18 protein-coding genes, 1 pseudogene and 1 riboswitch are annotated in these 23,229 nt (G+C 61.8%); of the genes and pseudogenes, 3 read left to right on the forward strand and 16 right to left on the reverse strand.

Features of this window, described 5'->3' with window-relative positions:
* Positions 1-235: S16 family serine protease (locus VFU66_RS07405; protein ID WP_326445606.1), on the forward strand; the 235-nt coding region annotated here is incomplete at its 5' end.
* 70 nt (positions 236-305) lie between these two features.
* Here the strand turns inward: VFU66_RS07405 and VFU66_RS07410 are convergent.
* Positions 306-584 (reverse strand): MoaD/ThiS family protein, encoded by a 279-nt coding sequence (locus VFU66_RS07410; protein ID WP_326445607.1) that lies wholly within the window; start codon positions 582-584, stop codon positions 306-308.
* Entirely contained in the window at positions 574-1,863 is a 1,290-nt protein-coding gene (gene thrC / locus VFU66_RS07415) for a threonine synthase (RefSeq protein ID WP_326445608.1), read from the reverse strand. Before thrC ends, VFU66_RS07410 begins: the two co-directional genes overlap by 11 nt.
* A 102-nt stretch (positions 1,864-1,965) precedes the next feature.
* Positions 1,966-2,072, reverse strand: a riboswitch (SAM riboswitch).
* Positions 2,073-2,281: 209 nt separating this feature from the next.
* Between thrC and VFU66_RS07420 the strand changes: the two genes are divergently transcribed.
* The gene (locus VFU66_RS07420) at positions 2,282-2,821 is read left to right on the forward strand and encodes a hypothetical protein (protein ID WP_326445609.1); all 540 of its coding nucleotides are present in this window, start codon (positions 2,282-2,284) and stop codon (positions 2,819-2,821) included.
* 112 nt (positions 2,822-2,933) lie between these two features.
* Here VFU66_RS07420 and metH read toward each other — a convergent pair whose 3' ends face one another.
* The 3 genes and pseudogenes from metH to nuoI all read right to left on the reverse strand — a co-directional run.
* Complete coding sequence (gene metH, locus VFU66_RS07425) at positions 2,934-5,642, reverse strand: methionine synthase (protein WP_326445610.1); 2,709 nt, start codon at positions 5,640-5,642, stop codon at positions 2,934-2,936.
* On the reverse strand, positions 5,639-6,739 hold the full coding sequence (locus VFU66_RS07430; protein WP_326445611.1) for a homocysteine S-methyltransferase family protein: 1,101 nt from the start codon (positions 6,737-6,739) through the stop codon (positions 5,639-5,641). The genes metH and VFU66_RS07430 overlap by 4 nt, the downstream gene beginning before the upstream one ends.
* An 85-nt stretch (positions 6,740-6,824) precedes the next feature.
* Positions 6,825-7,340, reverse strand: a pseudogene (gene nuoI, locus VFU66_RS07435) (NADH-quinone oxidoreductase subunit NuoI); the annotation flags it as partial.
* A 68-nt stretch (positions 7,341-7,408) separates the two neighbouring features.
* On the opposite strand from nuoI, the gene VFU66_RS07440 reads away from it, so the two are divergent.
* Entirely contained in the window at positions 7,409-7,927 is a 519-nt protein-coding gene (locus tag VFU66_RS07440) for a hypothetical protein (RefSeq protein ID WP_326445612.1), read from the forward strand.
* Between the two features lie 139 nt (positions 7,928-8,066).
* Here the strand turns inward: VFU66_RS07440 and VFU66_RS07445 are convergent, their stop codons facing one another.
* The 11 genes from VFU66_RS07445 to VFU66_RS07495 form a co-directional block, all read right to left on the reverse strand.
* The gene (locus VFU66_RS07445) at positions 8,067-9,620 is read right to left on the reverse strand and encodes a UbiD family decarboxylase (RefSeq protein ID WP_326445613.1); all 1,554 of its coding nucleotides are present in this window, start codon (positions 9,618-9,620) and stop codon (positions 8,067-8,069) included.
* A 494-nt stretch (positions 9,621-10,114) separates the two neighbouring features.
* Positions 10,115-10,594 carry a c-type cytochrome gene (locus VFU66_RS07450; RefSeq protein ID WP_326445614.1) on the reverse strand — a complete coding sequence of 160 codons (480 nt, stop codon included), beginning with the start codon at positions 10,592-10,594 and terminating at the stop codon, positions 10,115-10,117.
* 91 nt (positions 10,595-10,685) lie between these two features.
* Positions 10,686-15,191 carry a choice-of-anchor D domain-containing protein gene (locus tag VFU66_RS07455; protein WP_326445615.1) on the reverse strand — a complete coding sequence of 1,502 codons (4,506 nt, stop codon included), beginning with the start codon at positions 15,189-15,191 and terminating at the stop codon, positions 10,686-10,688.
* 413 nt (positions 15,192-15,604) lie between these two features.
* On the reverse strand, positions 15,605-15,940 hold the full coding sequence (locus VFU66_RS07460; RefSeq protein ID WP_326445616.1) for a cytochrome C oxidase subunit IV family protein: 336 nt from the start codon (positions 15,938-15,940) through the stop codon (positions 15,605-15,607).
* Between the two features lie 55 nt (positions 15,941-15,995).
* A complete protein-coding gene (locus VFU66_RS07465; protein ID WP_326445617.1) occupies positions 15,996-16,751 on the reverse strand; it encodes a cytochrome c oxidase subunit 3 family protein in 756 nt (251 codons plus the stop codon).
* Positions 16,744-18,417: a cytochrome c oxidase subunit I gene (locus tag VFU66_RS07470; protein WP_326445618.1), complete on the reverse strand. Its 1,674-nt coding sequence runs from the start codon at positions 18,415-18,417 to the stop codon at positions 16,744-16,746. Before VFU66_RS07470 ends, VFU66_RS07465 begins: the two co-directional genes overlap by 8 nt.
* Positions 18,417-19,457: a cytochrome c oxidase subunit II gene (gene coxB, locus VFU66_RS07475; RefSeq protein ID WP_326445619.1), complete on the reverse strand. Its 1,041-nt coding sequence runs from the start codon at positions 19,455-19,457 to the stop codon at positions 18,417-18,419. Before coxB ends, VFU66_RS07470 begins: the two co-directional genes overlap by 1 nt.
* A gap of 2 nt (positions 19,458-19,459) precedes the next feature.
* Positions 19,460-20,377, reverse strand: a complete 918-nt coding sequence (locus tag VFU66_RS07480) for an SCO family protein (protein ID WP_326445620.1) — start codon at positions 20,375-20,377, stop codon at positions 19,460-19,462.
* A gap of 26 nt (positions 20,378-20,403) precedes the next feature.
* Positions 20,404-21,087, reverse strand: coding sequence for a hypothetical protein (locus VFU66_RS07485; RefSeq protein WP_326445621.1), 684 nt, complete (start codon positions 21,085-21,087; stop codon positions 20,404-20,406).
* On the reverse strand, positions 21,077-22,414 hold the full coding sequence (locus VFU66_RS07490; protein WP_326445622.1) for a hypothetical protein: 1,338 nt from the start codon (positions 22,412-22,414) through the stop codon (positions 21,077-21,079). The genes VFU66_RS07485 and VFU66_RS07490 overlap by 11 nt, the downstream gene beginning before the upstream one ends.
* Positions 22,415-22,447: 33 nt before the next feature.
* The gene (locus VFU66_RS07495) at positions 22,448-23,224 is read right to left on the reverse strand and encodes a c-type cytochrome (RefSeq protein ID WP_414649392.1); all 777 of its coding nucleotides are present in this window, start codon (positions 23,222-23,224) and stop codon (positions 22,448-22,450) included.
* Positions 23,225-23,229: the final 5 nt, after the last annotated feature.

Genomic DNA, 23,229 nt, shown 5'->3' on the forward strand with positions numbered 1-23,229 from the left:
ACACCGCGCGGGAATCTTCGAGGCGATTCTGCCGGAGGAGAACCGCAAGGACCTGGCCGAGCTTCCAGATTTGCTGAAGAACTCCATGAAGCTGCACTTTGTCGAAGAGATGGACCAGGTGCTCAGGATTGCGCTGGAAGGCAGTCTGCCCGAGTTGCAAGGCGTGCCCGAGGCGAATCTGGAGGGTGTGATTCCTCCCGGCATGGATATTACGCAACCGGCTGCTCCGCAGTAACGTCGAGCTTGAAGTTAAACAGAGAAGGCCGAGCGCGGTGGCTCGGCCTTTTCGTTGTATCTCGTCTTCGTTAGATTCCGCCCGCGATCGAGGGGATAAGCATGACCTCGTCGCCGTCCTGAAAGGCGTAGGTCTCGCCGCCGAGGAAGCGGATGTCTTCGTCGTTGACGTAGATGTTGATGAAGCGGCGGAGCTTGCCGTCGTCGTCCTTGATCTGTGTGGAGAGCGCGGGAAATGTTTTGTCGATGTCCGCGAGCAGGCCGGGGAGGTTCTGGGCCGTGGAGTCAAACTGTTTGCGGCCATCGGTGTGGCGGGTGAAGGCGGTGGGGAGGACGACTTTAATTGGCATGATTTGCTCCAGCGACGGCCAGTTCAGGTTCCTTCGTGCCATCCAATTCTTCGAGGTAGGCGCCGAAGTCCGCCAGACGCGGGCGAATGGCGCGCTCTTCCGCGTAGTGGCCGGTGAGGGCGTCGGTTGTCTTGAGGCCGTTGCCGGTGATGCAGGCTACGGTGATCTGGTCGCGTGAGATGCGGCCGTCGGCGTAGAGGCGCGCGGTGACGGCAGTGGTGACGCCTCCGGCTGTCTCGGTAAATATACCTTCAGTCTCGGCAAGTTCCTGCATTCCGGCGACGACTTCGACATCGGAGACGTCCTCGGCCCATCCGCCTGAGTCGCGGATCATCTTCGCGGCGGCGGGGCCGTCAGCCGGGTTGCCGATGGCGAGTGAGCGGGCAATCGTGTTGGGCTTCTGCGGCTGAATGTCGTCGGTTCCCTGCTTGACGGCAACCGAGATGGGCGAGCAGCCAGTGGCCTGCGCGCCGAAGAAGCGGACGTGCTTCTCTTCGACGAGGCCAAGATAGATGAGTTCCTGAAACGCCTTGCGGATCTTGCGGATGAGCGAGCCGCCGGCCATCGGCACAACGACGTTGTCGGGTAGACGCCAGCCGAGTTTTTCGGCGATCTCGTAGCCGACGGTCTTCGAGCCTTCGGCGTAGTAGGGGCGCAGGTTCACGTTGACGAAGCCCCACGTGTACTCGTCGGCGATCTGGCTGCACAGGCGGTTGACGTGGTCGTAGTTGCCATCGATGCGGACAAGCCGCGCGCCGTAGACCTGCGTGTTCAGAATCTTTGCGGGTTCAAGGTCAGAAGGAACTAGGATGCATGCCTTGATGCCGAGGCGCGCAGCCTGCGCTGCGACAGAGTTGGCCAGATTGCCGGTCGAGGAGCAGCCGACCGTCTCGAAGCCGAACCGCTGCGCATTGGCCAGCGCGACCGAGACAACGCGGTCCTTGAAGCTGAGCGTCGGGAAGCAGACGGCGTCATTTTTGACGTAGAGATTGGTGGCACCGAGGCGCTTGCCGAGATTCTTTGCGTGGATGAGCGGCGTGAAGCCTACGGGCAGGTCCGGCTGGAAGCCGTCGGGAATCGGGAGCAGAGCGACGTAGCGCCAGATGCTGGGCGGTCCGGCGGCGACATTTTCGCGCGTGAAGACGCCGCGCACGGCATCAAGATCGTAGGCCACCTCAAGCGGCGCCAGACAGTCAGGACAGGCGGACAGAGGCTGGTTGCCGAAACGCTTGCCGCAGTCGTTGCACTTGAGCTCGTACCTGCTACAGGAGTAATTCATCTCGCTCTCTCCGAGAGGATGAGCGATGAGTCTTTGACTTGTCTCTGAAGTAGGCCAGGAAGGAGACTTGCGGGGCGCTGGCCTTTTGGGCTCGAACTCCGAATCTCATGTTCCCTGTCTAACAGGAGAGAGTTGACACCGGTACGCCTTTGTTCTGTCCGGTTGTCGTGGCGTCAAAGGGCTCGTCCCTCAACCACTCTGCATGAAATTCAAATCTGTCGAAACAGACTGGAATACATCGTTTGTAACACATACGAGTCACGGGAGCAAGCCTGAGCCGCAGGTGGGAGCCGGCCGAAGAAAAGTTGTATCGACCCGCGGACCAGTCCCGGGATGTACTGGAGCCGTCGCAATCGTTGAGCAACCGGGCCCCTATCACGTTCAGGAGAGGATCGTCTCAATGCGAAAGACTACACACATGAATACCGGCCTGACAGCCGCGGCATTTTTACTGATTGGAACGATGGCCGTCGCGCAGACCGCGCCGACCGCCCGCACCGTAAAACCACGCGACGCATCGAGCGGGCAGGCCTCGGGGCGGATAACTCCGCCTGGAGATACTGCGAGCAAACTTCACTCACATTCCAACTCAGCCAACAACCGAAAAAGCGGCAGCATCATTGTGCTCGACAGAGAGGGACAGGCGCCTGTTAGCGAAAAAGGCATCGGGTCCGGCAACCTTCAGAGAAAGGATGGCGCGATCCACAGTGCGGACTTCCCTCGTTCCATGAATGCGAAAAACAGCGCCCATGCGACGGAATCTCTGAGCCCCTCTAACAATTCCAAGAAAGGCGAGAACCCTCTCTACGAAGACAGCGGAAAGTCCGGCACGAACCCTCTGCATGAGTCCGGCAAGCTCGCGGCCACGAAGCCAAATACACAGAACCCGCCAGCGCAAGGCAAAGAAACAGAGTTCAAACAAGACTTCGGGCAGGTTCAGCCGAGCAAAAAGCAGTAGCCGCTACGTTTGTTCTTTGTTCAGCGCGTCTCTCTCCCACACCGCCTCTGCAAGAGAACCTGCTTGCAGGGGCGGTGCAGGTTAAGAAATCACGCTGATGATTTACAACTGTCTACGCAGGATCGTAGTTGAGGTTCTGACCCAGCCACCGTTCAACATCGGCCACGGGCATGCCTTTGCGCTCCGCGTAGTCCGTGACCTGGTCGCGGTCGATCTTACCCAGCGAAAAATAACGCGACTCCGGGTGTGCGAAGTAGAGACCGCTGACGCTTGAGCCGGGCCACATGGCGAACGACTCGGTAATCTTCATCTCCGTGTTGGCCTCTACGTCGAGCAGGCCCCAGATGGTTCCCTTCTCCGTATGGTCTGGGCACGCCGGATAGCCAGGCGCGGGGCGAATGCCGCGATACTTCTCGTCGATAATCTCCTCGTTGCTCAGGTTCTCTGTGCGGCCGTAGCCCCACTCGTCGCGAGTGTGCTTGTGCAGGCATTCAGCGAAGGCTTCGGCCAGCCGGTCGGCGACTGCTTCGGCCATGATGGCGTTGTAGTCGTCGTTCGCGGCTCGGAAACGGTCGCAGAGTTCTTTCAGGCCGATGCCGCTGGTGACGGCAAATGCGCCGATGTAGTCGGGCAGTCCGGTCTCCTTCGGCGCAATGAAGTCGCCAAGCGAACGGCACGGCTCGCTGCCTTCCTTGTTTGCCTGCTGGCGAAGGAAGTGAAAGCGTGTAAGGACTTTGGTGCGCGTCTCGTCGGTGTAGAGTTCAACGTCGTCGCCGACGGCGCTGGCAGGAAAGAATCCATGCACGCCATTCGCGGTAATCAGTTTTTCCTCGATGATGCGGTCGAGCAGAGCGTTCGCGTCAGTGAAGATCTGGCGCGCCTGCTCGCCCTGCAGCTCGTGCTCCAGGATGCGTGGGTAGACGCCCTTCAGACCCCAGGCATGGAAGATCGGCGTCCAGTCGATGAAGCTACGGAGTTCTTTGAGCGAAAAGTCCTTATGCACACGCGCGCCCGTGAATGACGGCGTGGGAATATCTTCGGCGCGCCAGGCTATCGGCGTCCTCCGCTCGCGCGCGACCTCGATCGTGACGGTCTGTTGGCGCGGTGCGGCGTGGGCCTTGCGCAGCGACTCATACTCGGCGCGATGCTGCGCCACGAACTCCGCCTTGCCGTCTTCGCTGAGCAGGCTCGTGGTGACAGGCACGGCGCGGCTGGCGTCGAGGACGTGGATCACCGGTTCGCTGTAGTGCGGCGCAATCTTGATGGCCGTATGTCGGCGGCTTGTCGTTGCGCCACCGATGAGCAGCGGCAGTTTGAAGTCTTGCCGCTCCATCTCGCGCGCCACATGCACCATTTCGTCGAGCGACGGTGTGATGAGGCCGCTCAGGCCGATAATATCGGCCCGCACCTCTTTCGCGCGCTCCAAAATCTTCTCGGCAGGCACCATTACGCCCAGGTCGATGACCTCATAGTTATTGCAGGCCAGCACTACGCCGACGATGTTCTTTCCGATGTCATGCACATCGCCCTTGACGGTTGCGAGCACGATCTTGCCCTGCGTCTTGACCTCGTGGCCGGCGGCGGCGAGAGCAGCCTTTTCCTCTTCCATGAACGGCGTCAGGTAGGCAACGGCTTTCTTCATCACGCGGGCCGACTTGACCACCTGCGGCAGAAACATCTTGCCCGCGCCGAAGAGGTCGCCGACTACGCCCATACCGTCCATCAGCGGGCCTTCGATGACCAGCAGAGGACGCCCCAGTTTGACGCGCGCCTCTTCGGTGTCGGCGTCGATATAGGCGTCGATGCCTTTGACCAGCGCGTGCGAGAGCCGCTCTTCGACCGTCCCGTTGCGCCACTCTTCGGCCTTCTTCTTTTCGATTGCGCCTGCGCCAGCGGCTTTGATGGTCTCGCCATAATCCACCAGCCGCTCGGTCGCGTCGGGCCTGCGGTTGAGAAGCACGTCCTCGACCATCACCTTCAGATCAGGCTCAATCTCCTCGTAGACCTCGAGCATTCCGGCGTTGACGATGCCCATGTCAAGGCCGGCCGCGATGGCGTGGTAGAGGAATGCGGAGTGCATCGCCTCGCGCACTTTGTTGTTGCCGCGAAAGCTGAACGAGATATTCGAGACGCCGCCCGAAACCTTCGCGTGCGGCAGGTTGGCCTTGATCCAGCGTGTGGCATTGATGAAATCGACCGCGTAGTTGTTGTGCTCCTCCATGCCTGTGGCGACAGTGAGGATGTTCGGGTCGAAGATGATGTCCTCGGGCGGAAAGCCGACGTCATCGACGAGGATGCGGTATGCGCGTTCAGCAATGCGAATCTTGTCCTCGTAGGTCGCGGCCTGGCCCTGCTCGTCGAAGGCCATTACGACAACCGCCGCGCCGAATTTCAGCACGGTGCGGGCGTTCTGGAGAAACTTCTCCTCGCCCTCCTTGAGCGAGATCGAATTGACGATGCCCTTCCCTTGCAGGCACTTCAGGCCCGCCTCGATGACCTCCCACTTGGAGGAGTCCACCATGAAGGGAACTTTGGCGACTTCGGGCTCGCTGGCGAGCAGTTGCAGGAAGCGCGACATCGCCGTAACGCCGTCGATCATGCCCTCGTCCATGCAGATGTCGAGGACGTTCGCGCCGCTCTCGACCTGCTGGCGCGCTACGCTGACAGCCTCTTCGTACTTGCCCTCTTTGACGAGCTTGGCAAACTTGGGCGAGCCGGCAACGTTGGTTCGCTCGCCGATCATGATGAAGACGCCGGGCTGCTGCGTGAAGGGCTGCGAGCCGGAGAGGCGAAGTGGCTTGGTCTCGATACTCTCGCTCACGCCGCAACCTCGACTTTGCTCAGTGCGCGCGGGGCCTTGTGTTCAAGCGCCCTGGCAATGGCCGCAATGTGCTCCGGCGTGTTGCCACAACATCCGCCTGCGATATTGATGAGGCCTGCGTCGGCAAAGCTGCCGAGTCGCTGCGCCATATCCGCCGGTCCAAGATCGAAACCGGTCTCGGAGAGGGGGTTCGGCAGGCCAGCATTCGGATACGCCGAGATCGCCACGTCCGCCTTCTCCGAAAGCTCTTCGAGGAACGGATACATCAGGTCGGGGCCGAGCGAACAGTTCAGCCCAACCGACAGCGGCTTCACATGCTTCACGGCGTTCCAGAATGCTTCTGTCGTCTGGGCCGAAATAAGCGTCTCACCTCCGCGACCTACGGCGGCCGAGATCATCACCGGCAGTTCTTTCTTCTGCTCGTCGAAGACCTCGCGGATCGCAACCAGCGCGGCCTTCGCGTTGAGCGAGTCGAAGATCGTCTCGACCAGCAACAGGTCCGAGCCGCCTGCGATGAGCGCGCGCACCTGCTCGGCGTAGGCCGTCTTCACCTGATCGAACGTGACGACGCGGAAGCCCGGGTCGTCGGCGTCGGGCGAGTTCGAGAGCGAGACCGTCAGCGGCCCGATCGCTCCGGCGACGAAACGCTGGCGGCCCGTGGCAGTCGCGACGCGGTCTGCCCACTCGCGGCACTGCTGCGCGGAGCGTTCGTTGATCTCCCAGGCGAGGCTGCTCATTGAAGGATCGTCGATGATCTTCTGGTAGAACTCGGGGTCTTTGCGACCACCGTGTTCGCGCGGGTCCTCGACGAAGAACTCACTCTGCGAGATGCTGGTCGCGCCGAAGGTATTGGTCTCGATGATGTCCGCACCCGCTTCGAGAAAGCGGCGATGAATATCGCAGATCATCTCCGGCTGCGTGAGCGAGAAGAGGTCGCCGTTATTGAGAAGGTCCTTCTTGGCGTCCTTGAATCGCTCGCCGCGCATGTCGGCTTCGTTCTTGCCGTAGGTGCGGATGGTCGTGCCCATCGCGCCGTCAATAATGGCAATGCGGTTGGCGAGTATCTTGGCGAGAGGATGCTGGCTGGCAGTCGTCATACCTATCTGATGTCCTCCATTCGTATGAGGTGCGCGCGCTCGGCGAGCGTAGCGGTGAGAGGAATCTCGGCGCTTCTGCGCGAATCTAAGAGAGGACTTCGGCTTCGTCCTGCTCCGATTCGACGGCATCGGGAAGGTGGTGCGCCGGGACGAGGAGGTCTTCCTTGCGCATGATCAGGCTGGTGGCGTTCAGCGATGCCAGCTCGAAACCGTGGCCGTGCGTAATGGCGTCGGTGGGACAGGCTTCGACACAGTAGCCGCAGAAGATGCAGCGGTTGTAGTCGATGTTGTAGACCTTCGCGTAACGCTCGGAGCTGGAGATGCGCTTCTCTGCGGTGTTGTCGGCGGCCTCGATGTAGATGCAGTTCGACGGACAGGCGGCGGCGCAAAGGAAGCAGGCGACACACTTTTCCAAGCCGTTTTCATCGCGCTGGAGCTGGTGCTTGCCGCGGAAACGCTCCTGGAATTTGGCCCCGCGCATGGGGCCCTTGCCGTCGGGATAGTTCTCGACCTCGGTCGGCTGGAACACCTCTTTGAGGGTGATGCTCATGCCCTTGGCAATGGCTGCGGCGTTGCGAACGATTGACATATCTTGAGTATACGACGTGAGCGCCGCGTGCCGAAAGCTGCGGTTGGCAGAGCGGGGCTAAGTGTGGTTCACTTGCTCGCATGGCCAACCAATCCTCTCGACGCAATTTTCTGAAGGCAGCGCCGCTTGCCGCCGCTGTCAGCCTTCCTCTTGCAGATAGCCTGTTTGCGATGGCGGCAGCGCCCGCTGCGACAGTGCCATTTCAACTTTTCTCGGCGGAAAAGCTAGCCGATGCGATGAAGGCTCTACAGGCGAAGCCCGGCAATGACAACCTCTTCGATGCGAAGTCGCTTCCCCTGACGGTCGTGATGACGACCGAGGACAAGAAAAACGGCAAGGAGTTCGAGTACCACGAGGGGCGCGATCACGTTTTTCTGATTACGGACGGGGCGACGAAGTATGAGGTCGGCGGCTCGCCCAAGAACGCGCGCAACATTCGCCCGGGCGAATGGCTCGCACCCGAGTCGGAGGGCGCGACGGCGCTGGAGTTGAAGAAGGGCGACATGCTCGTGCTGCCGCGTGGGACTCCGCATAAGCGGAGTACGGAGACGAGTGTGACGTTTATTTTGATCTCGACGACGGGAACTGTCCCGGCTTAGCGGTTGCGGAACATTCCCTCAGGGTTAAAGCCCCTTGATCGATGTACGGATAGCGGCGTGGCTGAAGCCACGCCGCTTCAAAGCAACGGCTCGCGGTTTGGCTGAAGCCAGGTGTTTTGAAGCGACGAACGTCGTGACACTAATCGATACCGAGTTTTTTCCAGATGGAATCGACGCGGGATTTCGTTTCGGGGTCCATGACAAGTTCCTGGGGCCATGGGCGGGTGAAGCCTTCGGCGGCCCATTTGCGCGTGGCGTCGATGCCCATCTTGCTGCCGTAGTTGGGCAGACGGCTGGCGTGGTCGAGCGTGTCGATGGGGCCAAGGGTGAACTGGATGTCGCGTTCGGGGTCGATGTTGTTGGTGGCGCGCAGCGTGACTTCGGCGAGGTCCTGCACGTCGCAGTCTTCATCGACCACGATGATGCACTTGGTGAACATCGCCTGGCCCATGGCCCAGATGCCGTTCATCACCTTGCGGGCGTGGCCGGCGTAGGACTTGCGGATGGCGACGATCATCAGGTTGTGGAAGACGCCTTCGGGCGGCAGGTTCACGTCCACGATCTCGGGCAGCGTGAGCTGCATGAGCGGCAGGAAGATGCGCTCGACTGCCTTGCCCATCCAGGCGTCCTCCATGGGCGGCTTGCCGACGATGGTGGCGGCGTAGACCGGGTCTTTGCGGTGGGTGATGCAGGTGACGTGGAAGACGGGGTACTCGTCCTGCATGGTGTAGAAGCCGGTGTGGTCGCCGAAGGGACCTTCGGTGCGCAATTCGCCCAGCTCGACATAGCCTTCGAGGATGTACTCGGCGTTGGCGGGGACTTCGAGATCGACTGTCTCGGCTTTGACCAGCTCGACGGGCTTCTGGCGGAGGAAACCTGCGATCAAGTACTCTTCGACATCTGGCGGCGCGGGGACGATGGCGCTGAAGGTGGTCGCCGGATCGGTGCCGATGGCTACGGCGACTTCCATGCGGCCCTGAAACGCTTGCATGGCTGTCGTCGCTCCGGCGGTTTCTGCCATAACGTCCACTCGTGATGCGGAATCCGCGCTGGCCTCGCGGAGGCGGTCGCGGAGATGTTCGGCGGCGACCTTCTGGCGCTGCCAGTGCATTCCCGTGGTGCGCTCGTCGTAGACCTGCATCCGATACATGCCGACGTTGCGCTTCCCTGTTTTGGGATCTTTGGTGATGACGCAGGGGAGGGTGATGAATGGGCCTCCGTCCTGCGGCCAGGTTTTGAGGACGGGGAGGTCGAGGAGATTGACTTCGTCGCCGCGCAGGATGACCTGCTTGCAGGGGGCGTCTTTGGCTGCGACGACTTTCGGGATAAAGCTCCCTATTTCAGCCAGTTTCGGCAACATCTTGAGCTTATCCATGAAACCTGTCGGCGTTTCGGGCTTGAGGAGGACACGGATGCGGTCGGCAATGGCGTCGAGTGATTCGGTTTCGAGGGCGAGGCGCATGCGCCGCTCGCTGCCGAACTGGTTCATCAGGACCCTGGCTCCGGGGTGGCCTTTGACGTTCTCAAACAGCAGCGCGGGGCCTCCGGCCTTTGGGGTGCCTCGACCTGACTTCGCCGCCCGGTCGGCTATCTCGGCCATCTCGAGGTCGGTCGAGACCTCTTCGGTGATGCGCTTCAGCTCGCCGGCTTTGTGGAGCGTGTTGATCCAGTCGCGCAGGTCGTTGTAGGCCAAGATTCTCTCCTTCGGGGGTGGTCCCCCCCCTCCCCCCTTAAAGTATGCAAAGTCCATGTTCTAAAGGGGTTAGGTTCGGACTTCCGAGTGGACCGTTTTGAGTGCCTCTTCAGTTTACCCCTTTGGCGGAGGGTGGGTTTGTCAAGCTGAGTGTCAGGGGTGAAGCCCTATATGCCGGGCCTTCAAGAGGGTGCTGAAAAAGTCATTGGCGAAGAGAAAGGCGTACCTCAGCGGCTAAAGCCGCGCTGATTTTGCGGTACTTGCGGCACGGCTGAAGCCGTGCCCTTAAGCAAAACGGACTTTTTCAGCACCCTCGTAAGGCCTGGCACCGATTAGCATTGAGGAACACCGATGGAAGAGTGTTCCATCCCACCCATGCGCGATGAAACGGCGCATGGATGGGGCACCCGAGCGTTTGTGCCGCTTGAGCGGAATGCGGGGATTCTTCGCTTCGCTGCAGAATGACAATGAGGAAGCGCGTAATCGGTGTTAGGTCACTTTGCCGGAGCAGCGGGTGGCGGGCCGTGGTGTTCTTCGGGCGCGGGCGTGAACTTCGGCGGCTCGGGGTGGCCCTGATGGCAGGTGCTGCAGCTCACCCTGCCCTCGTGCTCTGTACCCTCTGCGTGCTCGTGCTGGGGCAGCTCGGCCAGGTATTTGGTGTTGATCTCATGGGTCATGCGCATCATGACGCGCGCGGCAGCCTTTTCAGGCTTGGCGTCGGAGGCGAAGTCGGGCCGGTGCGTCTGGGCGTTGACCTCGTGGCAGAAGGTGCAGTGGACGCCGAGGTCGCCGGTGAAGTCGTGCATGACGGCCATCAGGTCCTTCGTCGAGATGTCCTTCGGCAGAATCTGGAGGTTGGTCGGCTTGGGCATCTCGCGGTGTTGCTCGGAGGGGGCGGCCTGCGCGAAGAGGCAGGCAGAAGGAAAGAGGAGCGATGCTGCGATCAGTACGCTGGAAAGGTTCCTGTGGAGCATTCGGCTGGGCCTCGCGGAATGATTTGTTTTCCTAGACGGGGAGAATAGTACAGAAGTTTCGTCAATTAGAAAATAGGCGACGGAGGTCGCTTCACTGCACGGTCAGGGTGAGGTGGGTCGCGCGGGTAAGACCTGCACTGGTGGCCGAGACCGCAACGTTATAAGTCCCGGCGGGGGTCTTGGCACCGGAGGGCGAGCCTGAGCCTCCCCCGGGCGGAATGATACGGCCGGAGCCGCACCCGGAGACGACGAGCAGCCCGCAGAGGAGCGCCATACCTGCCAGGCGTCTGCGCCTGAAGCCGGCCAGGCCCAGCGGCAACAAAATGGTGAGCCAGAGCGAGCGGTGCGCGCCGGACGCATCGCTCGTTGAGCCTACTCCGGTTTGGACTGTGACCGAGATGGTAGATGTGCTGCCGAGCGCAATGCTGCCCGGCGTTACGTTGCAGGTCGAGTTCGCAGGCGCGCCGGTGCAGGTAAAGACTGCCGTCCCGGGCGTGCCTGCCGCCGAGGTAAGCAGCAGCGGGAAGATGGCGCTCTGGCCGCTCTGGACAGTCTGGCTGGCGTTACCGTCGTTGGCAAGGCTGAAGTCTACGCCGGTGCCGGAGAGTGCGAGCACATGCGGCGATGTGGGTGAGTTGTCGCTGATGGTGAGCGTGCCGGTGCGTAGGGTGCTCGCTGTCGGCGTAAAGGCGACCTGCATGGTGCAGGCTGTTCCGGGGGCGAGGGTTGCGCCGCAGGCGTCGCTGCCCGCCACAATGGCGAAGTCTCCGGTCAGCACGGGTGCTGCAAGCTGGAGCAGCGCGGCACTGTTGTTGGTCAGCGTCACCGTCTGGGCGGCGGCAGCGATGCCAACGCCGGTGGCGGGAAAACTCATCCTGGATGTTGGCGCAAGCGAGACGCCGGGAGGTGCAATGCCCGTGCCCGTGAGCGTGATGGTCTGGCTGCGGTAGGCATCGGCAACGGTGAGAGTACCGGTGACTGTGCCGAGCGTCTGAGGCGCGAACGCAACTTCGATGGAGCAGGCCGAGTGCGCGTTGAGCGAGTTGCCGCACGAGTTGACGACCGAGAAGCTGGCGCTCGCGCTCTGGGCGGAGATGAGCGTGAGCGGCTGGTCGCCGGAGTTGGTCAGGGTAATCTGCTGCGGTGCGCTGGTAGTGGTGAGCTGCTGCACGGCGAAGGTGAGCGAGAGCGGCGAGAGCGCGTCGGTGGCGGGCGCGAGACCGGTGCCCGTAAGCGAGGCCGTCTGCGTGCCCACGTCATCCGTGATGGAAAATGTACCGCTGCGCGCGCCGGATGCCGTGGGCGTGAAGGCGACCGAGACGGTGCAGCCTGTGCCGGGGTCGAGCTTCGCGCCGCAGGTGTTCGCTGTGAGTTGGAAGCCCCCGGTGACGGACGGAGGTTGGAGCGTGACCGCTGCGCCTCCTGTATTGGAGATGGTGATGTTCTGCGGCGCGCTGGTTGCGTTGACGAGGGTGGAAGCGAACGTGAGCGCGATGGGGTTGAGGACAATGGCCGCCGCCGGTGTGCCTGTACCTGTGAGCGCGACTGTGGCCTGACCGCCCGCAACGTTGCCGTAGACGGTGAGCGTGCCTGTGCGGCTGCCGGTGGCCGTGGGGAGAAAGCGTACCTGGATTGAACAGGTGGAGCTGGGCGCAACAATCGCGGCGGTGCAGGTATCGGTCTCGTTGAAGTCTCCTGATGCGGTGATGCTGCTGACGGTGAGCGGCGCGTTGCCGGTGTTCGTAACCGTGATCGTCTGCGCCGCGCTGGCAGTGGCTACGGCTTGCGCGGTGAAGGTGAGCGAGGTGGGATTGAGCGCCATCGCGGGCTGCGCTGCGGTGGCTGCGGTCAGGAGCGGAATCTGCCAGATGCCGCGTCCGTAGGTGGCGGCGCGCAGCTCGCCTTGGCGTCCGTCGCCTGTGGGCATGCGCGGCGCGGCGGCCAGCTCGACGACGGGCGCATTGGGCATGCCAGTGCCGTAGATGCTCCAGCAGTTTGCCGTTGTGCAGGTGGCGACGGAGGTTGTGACATAGACGCCGGTATCGAGCGCGACGTAGACGGTGTTGGCGTCGTTCGGGTCGATGACGATGCTGTTCGCCGGAGCGTTGGGCAGGTTGCTCGAAATATTGGTCCAGCTTGCCCCGCCGTTGACGGAGCGGTAGACGTGAGGCGCGTTAATGCCGTTGCCCGCGAAGCCCATCACCGTGGCGTAGACGGTCTGGCCGGTGGAATCGTGCGGGTCGGCAGCGAGCGAGGAGATGTCAAAGCCGCCTGGGTTGAACCTGCCTGCGTCGGAGAGATCGTTGATGACAAGGGATGAGGAGAGATCGGTCCACGCGGTTGTACTGCCCGCCGTGCCGCCGCTTGTCGTGGAAAAAATGTGTCCGCCATCGCTGCCGCCGCCGTCGAGCGCGCCAGCCATGCCCGCGTAGAGCACCTGCGATCCGGCATTCTGTGCTGCGGTGGCATTGCTGAGAGAACCGCCTGCAGCAAGCGAGCGAATGACAGGATTGCTGGCCGCGCAGGACGCATTCTGCGGGCCGCCGAGGAGATTGCTGATGGAGTTTGACGAAGACCATGATGCGCCGCTTGCCGCAGGGCCGCGCCACACGCGGCAGGTGCCGATGAGGACGTTGCTCGTGAGCGCGGGATCGAGTAGCCAGGGCACGTCGATGAGCGCGTCGTCGTAGCTTGTCTGGGCGTAGCCGATAGTCGGCGCTCCGGTGAAGTCCGCCGCCGTGCATGCTGCGCCGTTGGCACACTGGCGAAGACTGACGCCCGCCGCCGTGGAGACGTACCACAGCAGCGGATTGTTCGGGTCGATAGCGGCGGTGCCACCTTCGCCGGTCGAGAGCTGCGGCCATGCCGTTGTGAGCATAGCTGACGACGTTGCCGCAGTGCCGTTTGCACCCAGGCCAGCGATGAGCGTGCCCGGCTGCGTGGGGTCCTGGGCAAAGCTGACGACCTCGGCCAGCGAGCCGATGCCGCTGTTGAGGTTCTGGAAGTGCGTGGCGTCATCGGCGGAGCATGGGGTGGATTGCTGGTTGACTCCATCGGTCGAGCGCCACAGGCCGCCATCGTTGCCGATGTAGATGAGCGGCTGGCCTGCAGTGGCGAGCGTTGCGATGGCGTGCTGTGCAGGCGCGACCTGTGCGGGCGCGGAGCATCCGTTAATGGCGTTGGTCGTGTTGCGCAAGGCGCATCCGGCGGCGAGCGAGCAGCGGTAGAGATCGACCGTGCCCACGTAGAGCAGCGTGTCAGCCGCTGCGCCCGCGCCGGAAGAGACCGCTGCGAGCGAGAGATTGTAGTCGGCCTGCGGGATCGCGGTGCTGCCGGCGCCTGCTTCGAGCGGAGTTGATGTGAGCCGCGTACCGAAGGTGACGTCACTGGTCGCGCAGCTTGTTCCGGCAAGGCCGCAGACATCCTGCCACAGGCCCCGATCGATGTTGTTGCTATCGACGGTGAGGGCGAAGGTATCGCCCGTTGCCGGATTGACGGCGAGCGCGCCGCGGAAGATGGGGCACGATACGCTGCCGGTTGTGCCCGGAGCCGTTGGGCATAAGGCGAGCGAGAGACTGCTTCCGGGCTGGTCGGCCAGCCGCGTCCACGTCGCGCCATCCGCTGACTCGTAATAGCCGTGGTAGCGAATGGCCGCGTAGAATCTCTGCCGCACCGGGTTCCACACAACGGCTGTGGCTGCCCTGCCGCCCAGATCTCCACCGGTAGGCAGCGGCGTCTGGACGGTCTGGCTGCCGTCGAGGATGGTGGACATCTGCCAGGCCGCGCCGGAGTCGGTTGAGTAGTAGAGGCCCATCACGCTATTGGTGTGATCCGGCGCATTGACCAGCGTGCCCTCGGCTGACTGCGAAATGGCTGCCACGACGGTGCCGGGTGAAGCTGTGCTCCATGCAAACCCAGCGAAGCCCAGCCCTACCCACGAATGATTGCCCGCTGCGCCGTCGTGCGATTCGCTGATGAGGGTCCAGGACTGGCCGCCGTCGATCGAGCGCAGAAGCCCACCGCCGTAGTAGGAGTCCGTTGCATCGTTCGGGTCGCCCGTGCCGGCCAGCACGACGCCGTTCTGCACGCTGACGGCTCCGATGGAGAGCGAGGGAATCGCTGAGCTGCCTGTATTCGCGCTGAAGACGGGCAAAGTGTCGGTAAGCGGCGCGAAGGTAACGCTCGTCGCGGGCCCGGCTGCGTTGGTTGACTTCCAGAGGCCGCCGCCTGTGGTGCCTACATAGACTGTGTTGCCGGTTGGGTCTGACGGGTCGATGGCAATGGAGGTCACGCGGCCCGAGACGTTGCCGTAGCGCACGCTGCTAACCTGGCCGGGGCCGACAGGCTGCCACGGGGTCGTGAGGCTGGTGAGATGAGGCAGAAGATCCTGCTGGCGCAGCATGGCGGCCTGCTGCCCGCGCGCGGCGTCCATGGCCAGGCCGCTCGAAACGTCTCCGCGGAGGGTGCGCCCGCTTAAAAAATGTCGCGCCTCCACCGAATGCGCTGACTTTGCCAGAGAAGAGGAGATGCGCGGCAGAACTTGCGGTGGCGAAACAGATTGCGCGAAGAGGCCGCCAGACACGCACGCCGCTGCCATCAGCCTTGCCATCAGCCGAAGGCGCAGTCTCGTGCGGCCAGAGGATAGCCATGCGCCGGGCGCGGATTGTCGAGGAGCGTAGAGGCCCATAGCGTGCTGGCCGGCAGTTCAGCCGTCTCAACTCAAGGCTGCAAGCTGACGCCGGGTGAGTCAACGCTCGATCTGAAAAGAACGCCTCGGTGCGTGCCGGAACGGGATGAGAGGACTCTCATCTTCCTGCCGGTATCGGTAGCGGCCCTGAGACCTCGCCATTGCGTGACGCAGTGTTCAGGAACATTCATCTCTTCGCGCTTGCTCGAACTGTACCACCTGGATGGGCACGCCACAACGACTTTTATGCTGGCAGCGGCCCGTCGCCGGGGACGAAAAATGCGGCCACGCGGGCCGCACTTTCGTTGACGCTGCGATGGGAACTACCAGAGGCCCCAGGCGCGGCTCATGTAGTCGCTCAAGGTCATGGTAATCAGTACCAGGAAGGTGAAAAATCCGCAAGCCACGGTCATCTTGATGAGCTTGGACTGAAACTTCACATGCATGAAGAACAGGATGACGATGACGGCCTTGGTGCTGGCGATGGCCAACGCAATGACCGGATTGAGAATACCAAGGTCCTTGAACGCGGCGTACACCGTGAGCCAGGTAAAGAACAGCAGCGTAGCGAAGACGATGCCATAAACCTTGGGCGTGACGATGTGGTGCTGCGCGTGTTCAGGGTTGGTGATATTGGAGGCGTCGTGATGCTCACTCATGCTCTTCTCCTGGCCTGTTGAGGAGGCCGGTAAAATCAGGATGCGCGTTTGCCGGCTATATAGGGTGTCGATTGATCAGGTAGAGCAGCGGAAACAGGAACAGCCACACAATATCGACAAAGTGCCAGTACAACGCAAAGTTTTCTATAGGCGCGACATACCCCGAGGTAAAGTCTCCCCGTTGCGTTCGCCACATGAGCCAGAACAGCAGAAAGACGCCGATGATCATGTGCAGCGCGTGCATGCCGGTCATGGCAAAGTAGAGCGAGAAGTAAATCTGCACCTTCTGCGCCATGTCGGGCGCCAGCGGCTCTTCCTTCAGGCCGTAAGCCTTCGGGTTGACGAACTGCGAGACGTCGAAGTGTGCGCCGGGAATGTGGTGCAGCTCCCACTTCTCGTGGTATTCGACATACTTGATGCCGAGGAAGACGAAGCCGAAGACAGTGGTGAGCACCAGAAAGAGCAGCAGCAACCCTTTCTTGCGCAGCTCCGCCGCCCACACCGCCAGCGCCATGAAGAAACCGGAGGTGATGAGGACCGCCGTGTTCGTGCCGCCGAGCGGGATGCTGAGCTGGTTTGAGCCGACGACGAAGGCGTCGTAGTACCAGTTGCGGTAGAGCAGGTAGGCGAAGAACATGCCGCCGAAGAACATGATCTCGGTCAGCAGGAATAGCCACATGCCGAAGGTGCCGGCCTCGCGCTGCTGCTCCTCCGTCTCGAAGTGGTGACGGTGCTGGGGCAAAGACACATGAACGTGTTCTTCCACGGCTGCCTCGGTGCTCGAAGTTGTTGCTACGATCGTGTTATCCAACGGTCGTCACCTCTTGTTCCATCTTCTTGGCCAGCCATTCGTAGTCATACGCTTCATAGTCTACGACGGGGATTTCTATAAAGTTTTCGGTCAGCGGCGGCGACTGAATCTGCCACTCAAGCCCGGTGGCCTGCCACGGATTGTTGCCCGCAATCGGCCCGTACTTGAGCGACCACGCCAGATACAGCAGCGGCAACACATAACCTACGCCCAGCACCGTTGCACCCGCGGTCGAGAGCACGTTGAGCACCTGGAACTCCGGCGGATACGCATGGTAGCGGCGCGGCATACCCAGATAGCCAAGAACGAACTGCGGCAGGAAGGTCAGGTTGAAGCCGATAAAGGTGGTGACGGCGGCCAGCTTCGAGAGCGACTCCGGATACATCCGCCCGGTCATCTTGGGCCACCAGAAGTGAACGCCCGAGAGGAACGCCATCAACATGCCACCCACCATGACGAAGTGGAAGTGCGCGACGATGAAGTAGGTCTCGGTCAGGTGGATGTCCATGCCCAGCGCGCCCAGGAAGACGCCCGTCATGCCGCCGATGGTGAACAGCCCCATGAAGCCGAAGGCATAGAGCATCGGCGTCTCGAAGGTGATCGAGCCTTTCTGGAGCGTGAACGCCCAGTTGAAGATCTTGATCGCCGACGGCACGGCCACCAGCATGGTCAAGAGCGAGAAGACCAGCGCCGAGTAGTTCGAAACACCCATGATGAACATGTGGTGCGCCCACACGAAGAAGCCGAACAGCGCGATGGCCACCGAGGAGAACGCCACCGCCGTGTATCCGAAGACTCGTTTTCGACTGAAGGTACTGACGACCTCGGAGATGACGCCCATACCGGGCAGAATCATGATGTAGACGGCAGGGTGCGAGTAGAACCAGAACAGATGTTGGAACAGGAGCGGGTCGCCGCCTTTGGTCGGGTCAAAGACGCCGATGCCGATGGTGCGCTCAAGCGCCACCAGTACCAGCGTGATGGCCAGCACCGGCGTGCCGAGCACCATCAGAATGGAAGCTGCGTAATGCGACCAGACGAAGAGCGGCATCCGGAACCAGGTCATGCCCGGCGCGCGCATCCGGTGGATGGTGACGATGAAGTTAAGACCGGTGAAGATGGACGAGAACCCGGCGATAAAGATGCCCAGCGCCGCTGTGACCACGTGTGTGTTCAGGTAGTGGGTCGAGAGCGGGGTCGTGAAGGTCCAGCCTGTGTCCACGCCGCCCAGCACCAGCGCCGTCATGATGAAGATGCCGCCGACCCAGTAGAGATACCAGCTCAGCAGATTGACCTTCGGGAACGCCAGGTCCTTTGTGCCCAGCATGATGGGGATCAGGAAGTTGCCGAGCGTCGCAGGCACCGACGGCACCAGGAAGAGGAACACCATGATGATGCCGTGCATCGAGAACAGCTTGTTGTACGTGTCCGATGCGACCAGATCCGGCTGCGGCGTCAGCAGCTCCAGGCGGATGAGGCCGGCAAAGGCCCCGCCGATGAAGAAGAAGATGGTAATCGAGATCAGATAGAGGATCGCGATGCGCTTGTGGTCCCCAGTCAACAGCCAGCTCAGCAACCCGTCTTCGTTATTCAGGTAGCTGCGCTTCGGCAGGGATGCCGTGCGTTGGTCCGGCAGGTTCAGAATGGTGCTGCTCGTTGCGCTCATTACTTTTCCGCCCCTGGCGTTGTTGGCGCCTGTTGGTTCGACTCCGCCGTAGTCAGGGTCTCCTGAATACGGTAATTGCTGTGTAACGTCTTGATGAACTCGACAAGATCAATCAGGCCGTCTTCGCTGATCTGCCCCTGATAGGTCGGCATAATCGGCGCATAGCCTGCCGTGATGTGCTCGGACGGATTGAGAATCGCGTCGCGCAGGTAAGCATCGTTGACCAGTACCTGCGATCCGTTGGTCAGTTGCAGCTTCGACCCGTAGACATTGGCCAGGTTGGGCCCGCGCGCAGTGGCGCCGCCGTTGTGGCAGGCGTTGCACCCCATGCTGGCAAAGAGTCGCTCGCCGTTTTGCGCCAGCGACATGCCGCTGGTGGACTCCTGCGTCCACTGCTGGTAGTCCTTCGGGTCCATCACCGTGACTTCGCCGATCATGGCGGAGTGGTTGGTGCCGCAGTACTGCGTACAGAAGATGTGGTACGTGCCCGGTGTGGTCGCCTGGAACCAGACGGTCGAATAGCGGCCGGGAATGACCTCACGCTTCACGCGGAAGTCGGGGATCGAGAAGCTGTGGAAGACGTCCTGTGAGATCATCGTCAACTGGACAGGTCGGCCCGTGGGCACGTGCAGCGCGTTGATCTCGTGCTGGCCGCCCGGGTGCTCGGCCTTCCACATCCACTGCTTGCCCACGATATAGATGTTCATCGCGTTGGTCGGCGGGTTGTAGATGCGGAAGTAGAGGATCGCGCCCCAGACAAAAGTGATAAGGAACAGCGCCAGCGGAATGATAGTCCAGGTCGCTTCGAGCAGCGTCGAGCCTTCGACCTGCTCGGCCACCGGGTGCTTCTCCTTGCGGTAGCGGATGGAGAAGCCGAAGATCAGCGTGCCCACCAGCACCAGGCCGATGACGGTAATCGTCAGCAGGAAGAAATAGAGCGCGTCGGCGTAGGGAGCAATGGTCGACGCTTCGCGCGGAAAGAGCGCGGAGGCGGTGAGCCACTTCACCAGAAACTGCCACAGGACTTGACTAATATGCATCGTTACCCTTCATCCGTCTCTTTCTTGGTCAGGTCGTGATTGCGCCCCAGTTTCGACTCTCTCCGGAAGCTGAGGAACATGAATCCCCCCAACCCCGCCACCGTAATCATGCCGCCAAGCTGCACCACGCGCACCACAATGAGCGAGTGCGTGTTCGTCTGGGGGTCATACTCGTAGCAGTAGGTGAGGATGTTCGCCACCGGCGAGCCGATCTTGTTGCCCGAGGCCTCAATCAGGCCAAGCAGCATGTCCTTGGGCGAGTACTCCACGCCAAGGTAATACTGCGCAAGCTTTCCATTCGTTGTTGCAATTTCAATCGAGCTGGCGTGCGCAAACTGCGTCATTCTGCCGTCTGGGCCCGGGACACGCACATAGCCGAAGCCGACCGCTTTGGTCACGGCGTCGATCGCAGGACGCTGCCCGGTCAGAAAGTGCCAGCCCGCCGCCGTCTCCGGGCGGCCATAACGCTTGACATAGAGCGCCTTCTTCTTCGCGGCCAGCTCCGGGCCTTCACTGGGGTCGATGCTGATGACGATGACATTGAAGTCTTTACCCGGAGTCAGGTGGACCATCATCAGCGCGCTCGTCAGTCCGTCGAGCTCTTCTGAGCAAAGCATCGGGCAGTTGTAATAGACCAGCGACAGGATGGCGGGCTTCTTGCCGAAGTAGTCGCCGAGCTTGACCTGCTTGCCCGTCTCATCGACAAACTGGGCGTCCAATGGCAACGGCTGGTTCAGATGCTGCGCGACGGAGACCTTCTGGAGCATGTTGGGCAACTGGTCGCCGTGGTTCTCGCCCATCTGCTTTTCGCCGTAGCCGGAGACCTGCGCCGACAGCGGCACGCTCGCGAGGGCAGCCAGCAGCGCGCAGCCCAGCGCCGCCTTCCACCAACCTCCTCGAATTGTCCGTCTGTCGATCATGCCTTCTTCTTTATCGTATCCCTCAGTTATCGCTCGGTGGCGGTTCCTGCGTTTTCCGCGCTCATGGCCCGTCCATAAGCCAGCTTCTGTTCACGCGCCGCGATGACATCCAGCTCATAGCCTGTGCGCGCAAAGCCAGTGGTGAGCGGAGCGAGAATGACCGGATGGTCATCGCCGAACATCGCCACCTGGGTCGTCGAAGGCGCGCTCACCGGCAGACCGCGCTGAGCGATCAACTGCATGGCGCGCGTAATGGGAATGCGGACCGTTCCGTCCGGCGTAACGCTGTAGTTGTTGAGCAGCAGGTCCTCGCGTGCGTGCAGGTCGGCGGTGGACTGCTCGCCGTCGTCGGTGTCCAGACGAGGCGAAGGAAACGCTTGTGTAATCTGCTGAAGCTGCTTCTGCTCGATCTGCGGATCGCTGGCGAGGTCCTGGCGCTTGCCGCCGTTGGTGGTCGCGCCGGAGAAGTCTGTCATCTGGCTCCACTTATTGGCGGGGCCGTCTTCCTTCTTGAGCGCGGTGTTGATGACACGGCCCAGCACAAAGCAGAAGACAAAGAAGATCAGCACCGAGCCGAACAGTCCGGCCAGAAAGACAAGGATGCCGTTGACGTTGACGTCGCTCGTCTCGTAGCCCGGGCTTTCGGCATCGCGGACGCCAAGCTCCGGGTTCAGCGGCTGATTGATCTTGTGATGGTCGTTAGTGGGCATGTTCGGGCTCCAGCATCTCTTCGAGGTGCGGGTCGTTGACGACGACCAGCGGCCGCGCCTTCAGTTCAGTCAGGAAATAAGCAGTCCAGATTCCAAGCACGCAGAGCGGCACGGTAATGTAGGCAAGAATGCCGACGTTGCCGTGGATATGCAGATTGCCCGCCGCATCCTTGAAGTTCGGCTCGATGAGCCAGAACATATCCACCAGCCGCGCGAAGATCATCCAACTGCACAGCCAGATCATCTTCTTCTTATTGCGCTTGAGATCGCGCGAGAGCAAGAGGCAGAACGGAATCAACCAGTGCGCGATGAAGTCGAGCGAGCAGATGTACCACCAGCCGCCGTGGATGCGGTTCAGGTACCAGGGAATCTCGTCGGGGATGTTGCCCGACCAGATGATCAGGAACTCCGCGAAGCAGAGATAGATGTTCAACATCACGAAGGCGAGGGCGAGTTTGCCCAGGTCGTGCTGTTCGGTCACGCGCAACAACGTCTTCATCGGCTCGAAGCGCGAGAGCAGGATGACGATCAGGATGCCCAGCGCCAGCACCGCGTATCCCTGACCCACCAGAAACTGCAAACCATAGATGGAGGAGTACCAGGTCACGTCGAGCGACTTAATCAACAGGATCGAAAGGTCGGTCAGCAGGATGACATAGATAAGGATGCCAATGCCGCTGAGGTTCTCGAACTTGGTGCGCCAGCGGTCGAAGCTGCCCTGCGTTCCCCGGAGCGGGTCGGCGTCCTGCTGGAGCGACCATTTATTGAGGAAGTAGGTGAAGGTCAGAAGGATGGCGAAGACAATACCGACCTGAACCCATGCCGCACCCGGGTTGAGCATGGGGCGCTTGTCGTTGGCGGTCAGCGCCTGTTCGAGCGTGATCCAGCCCTTCGAGAGTGCGTCCAGCGTCGTCGCCTGCGTGGGATACTTCGCCCACTGGTAGAGGTGGCCCATCCAGATGCCGATGGGAACGAACATCAGCGCAACCAGCCACAGGGTGCGGCTCATTGCCTCGATGGGACGGCGCAGCAGCAGACCCCATTTGCCACCCGTGACGTATTGCAGCATCAGCACGCAGAGCCCGCCGCCGGCGAAGCCGAAGCAGGTCATAAAGCCCATGAGGTAGGCGCGGATGATGTGGTTTTTGCCCTCGTGCGTGAACCCGAAGGGAATCGTCAACAGCGCCGCAACAACGGCGACGACGAGCGCGCGCGTCCGCCAGGCGTTGACGGCCTCCGGCGCGGTCAGCGTTTGCGGAAGCGGACGCGGCCCCGGGTAGCCGTGGTGGCCGCCTGCTCCGCCGTTATGTTCGTGTCCAGATGACATGCTATTCAGGCCTTCGTTCGGAAACGTCCGAGGTTACTGCTTCGCTGCGGTTTTGCCGGCTGTTGCCGGGGAATTTGTCTTTGCCGTGCGCGCGGCAGGCGTACCCGTGGCCGAGCTTCCCGGCGAGGGCAGAACGAAACTCTGGTCGTTGGGCGTGCCGTAGGTCGCCGTCGCGGGCAGTGCCCAGGGCTTGGCGAACGATGCGGGCAGGCCGTCCTTCTCGGCGATGCTGTCGAGCGGGGACGCGTGCTCGCCGGCGGGTATGTCGGCGTCGGTGGCATGCTGGCTCAACTGCAGCGCCTTGATGTAGGCAACGATGGCCCAGCGGTCCACGGGAGACACCTGCGCCGAGTAGTCAGGCATGGCGCCGTAGCCGTTCGAGATGACGTAAAAGAAGTGGCCGAGCGGCGCTGTTTCGAGGCGAGCGGTGTGGAAGTCGCCTGCGTGCGCATAGCCGCGCTGCACGATCATGCCTTCGCCGTTGCCTACGCGCGAGTGGCACGGGGTGCAGTAGACGTTGTAACGCTCCTGTCCGCGCTCAAGCACCTTCATCGTCACCGGGAAAGGCATCGTGTTGCCCTCTTTGCCGTCCACCAGGCCCGTGTAGAAGTAGGTGTTCTCGTGCAACTGGTTGCGCGCCACGGTATTGGCCACCTGCGGGCGCACCGAGCGGCCATCCGCGTAGAAGGTCGTGCCCCGCTGCGGAAAGAACTTCGGCTCGTCGTGCATGTCCTGGCGGCAGCCGGCCAGCACAAACAGCGGACCGAGAGCGGCTGTGGCAAATGCAATGCGCAGGACTGTCTTGTTCACGTGCA

Source organism: Edaphobacter sp. (assembly GCF_035763405.1).
Classification (GTDB): Bacteria; Acidobacteriota; Terriglobia; order Terriglobales; family Acidobacteriaceae; genus Edaphobacter.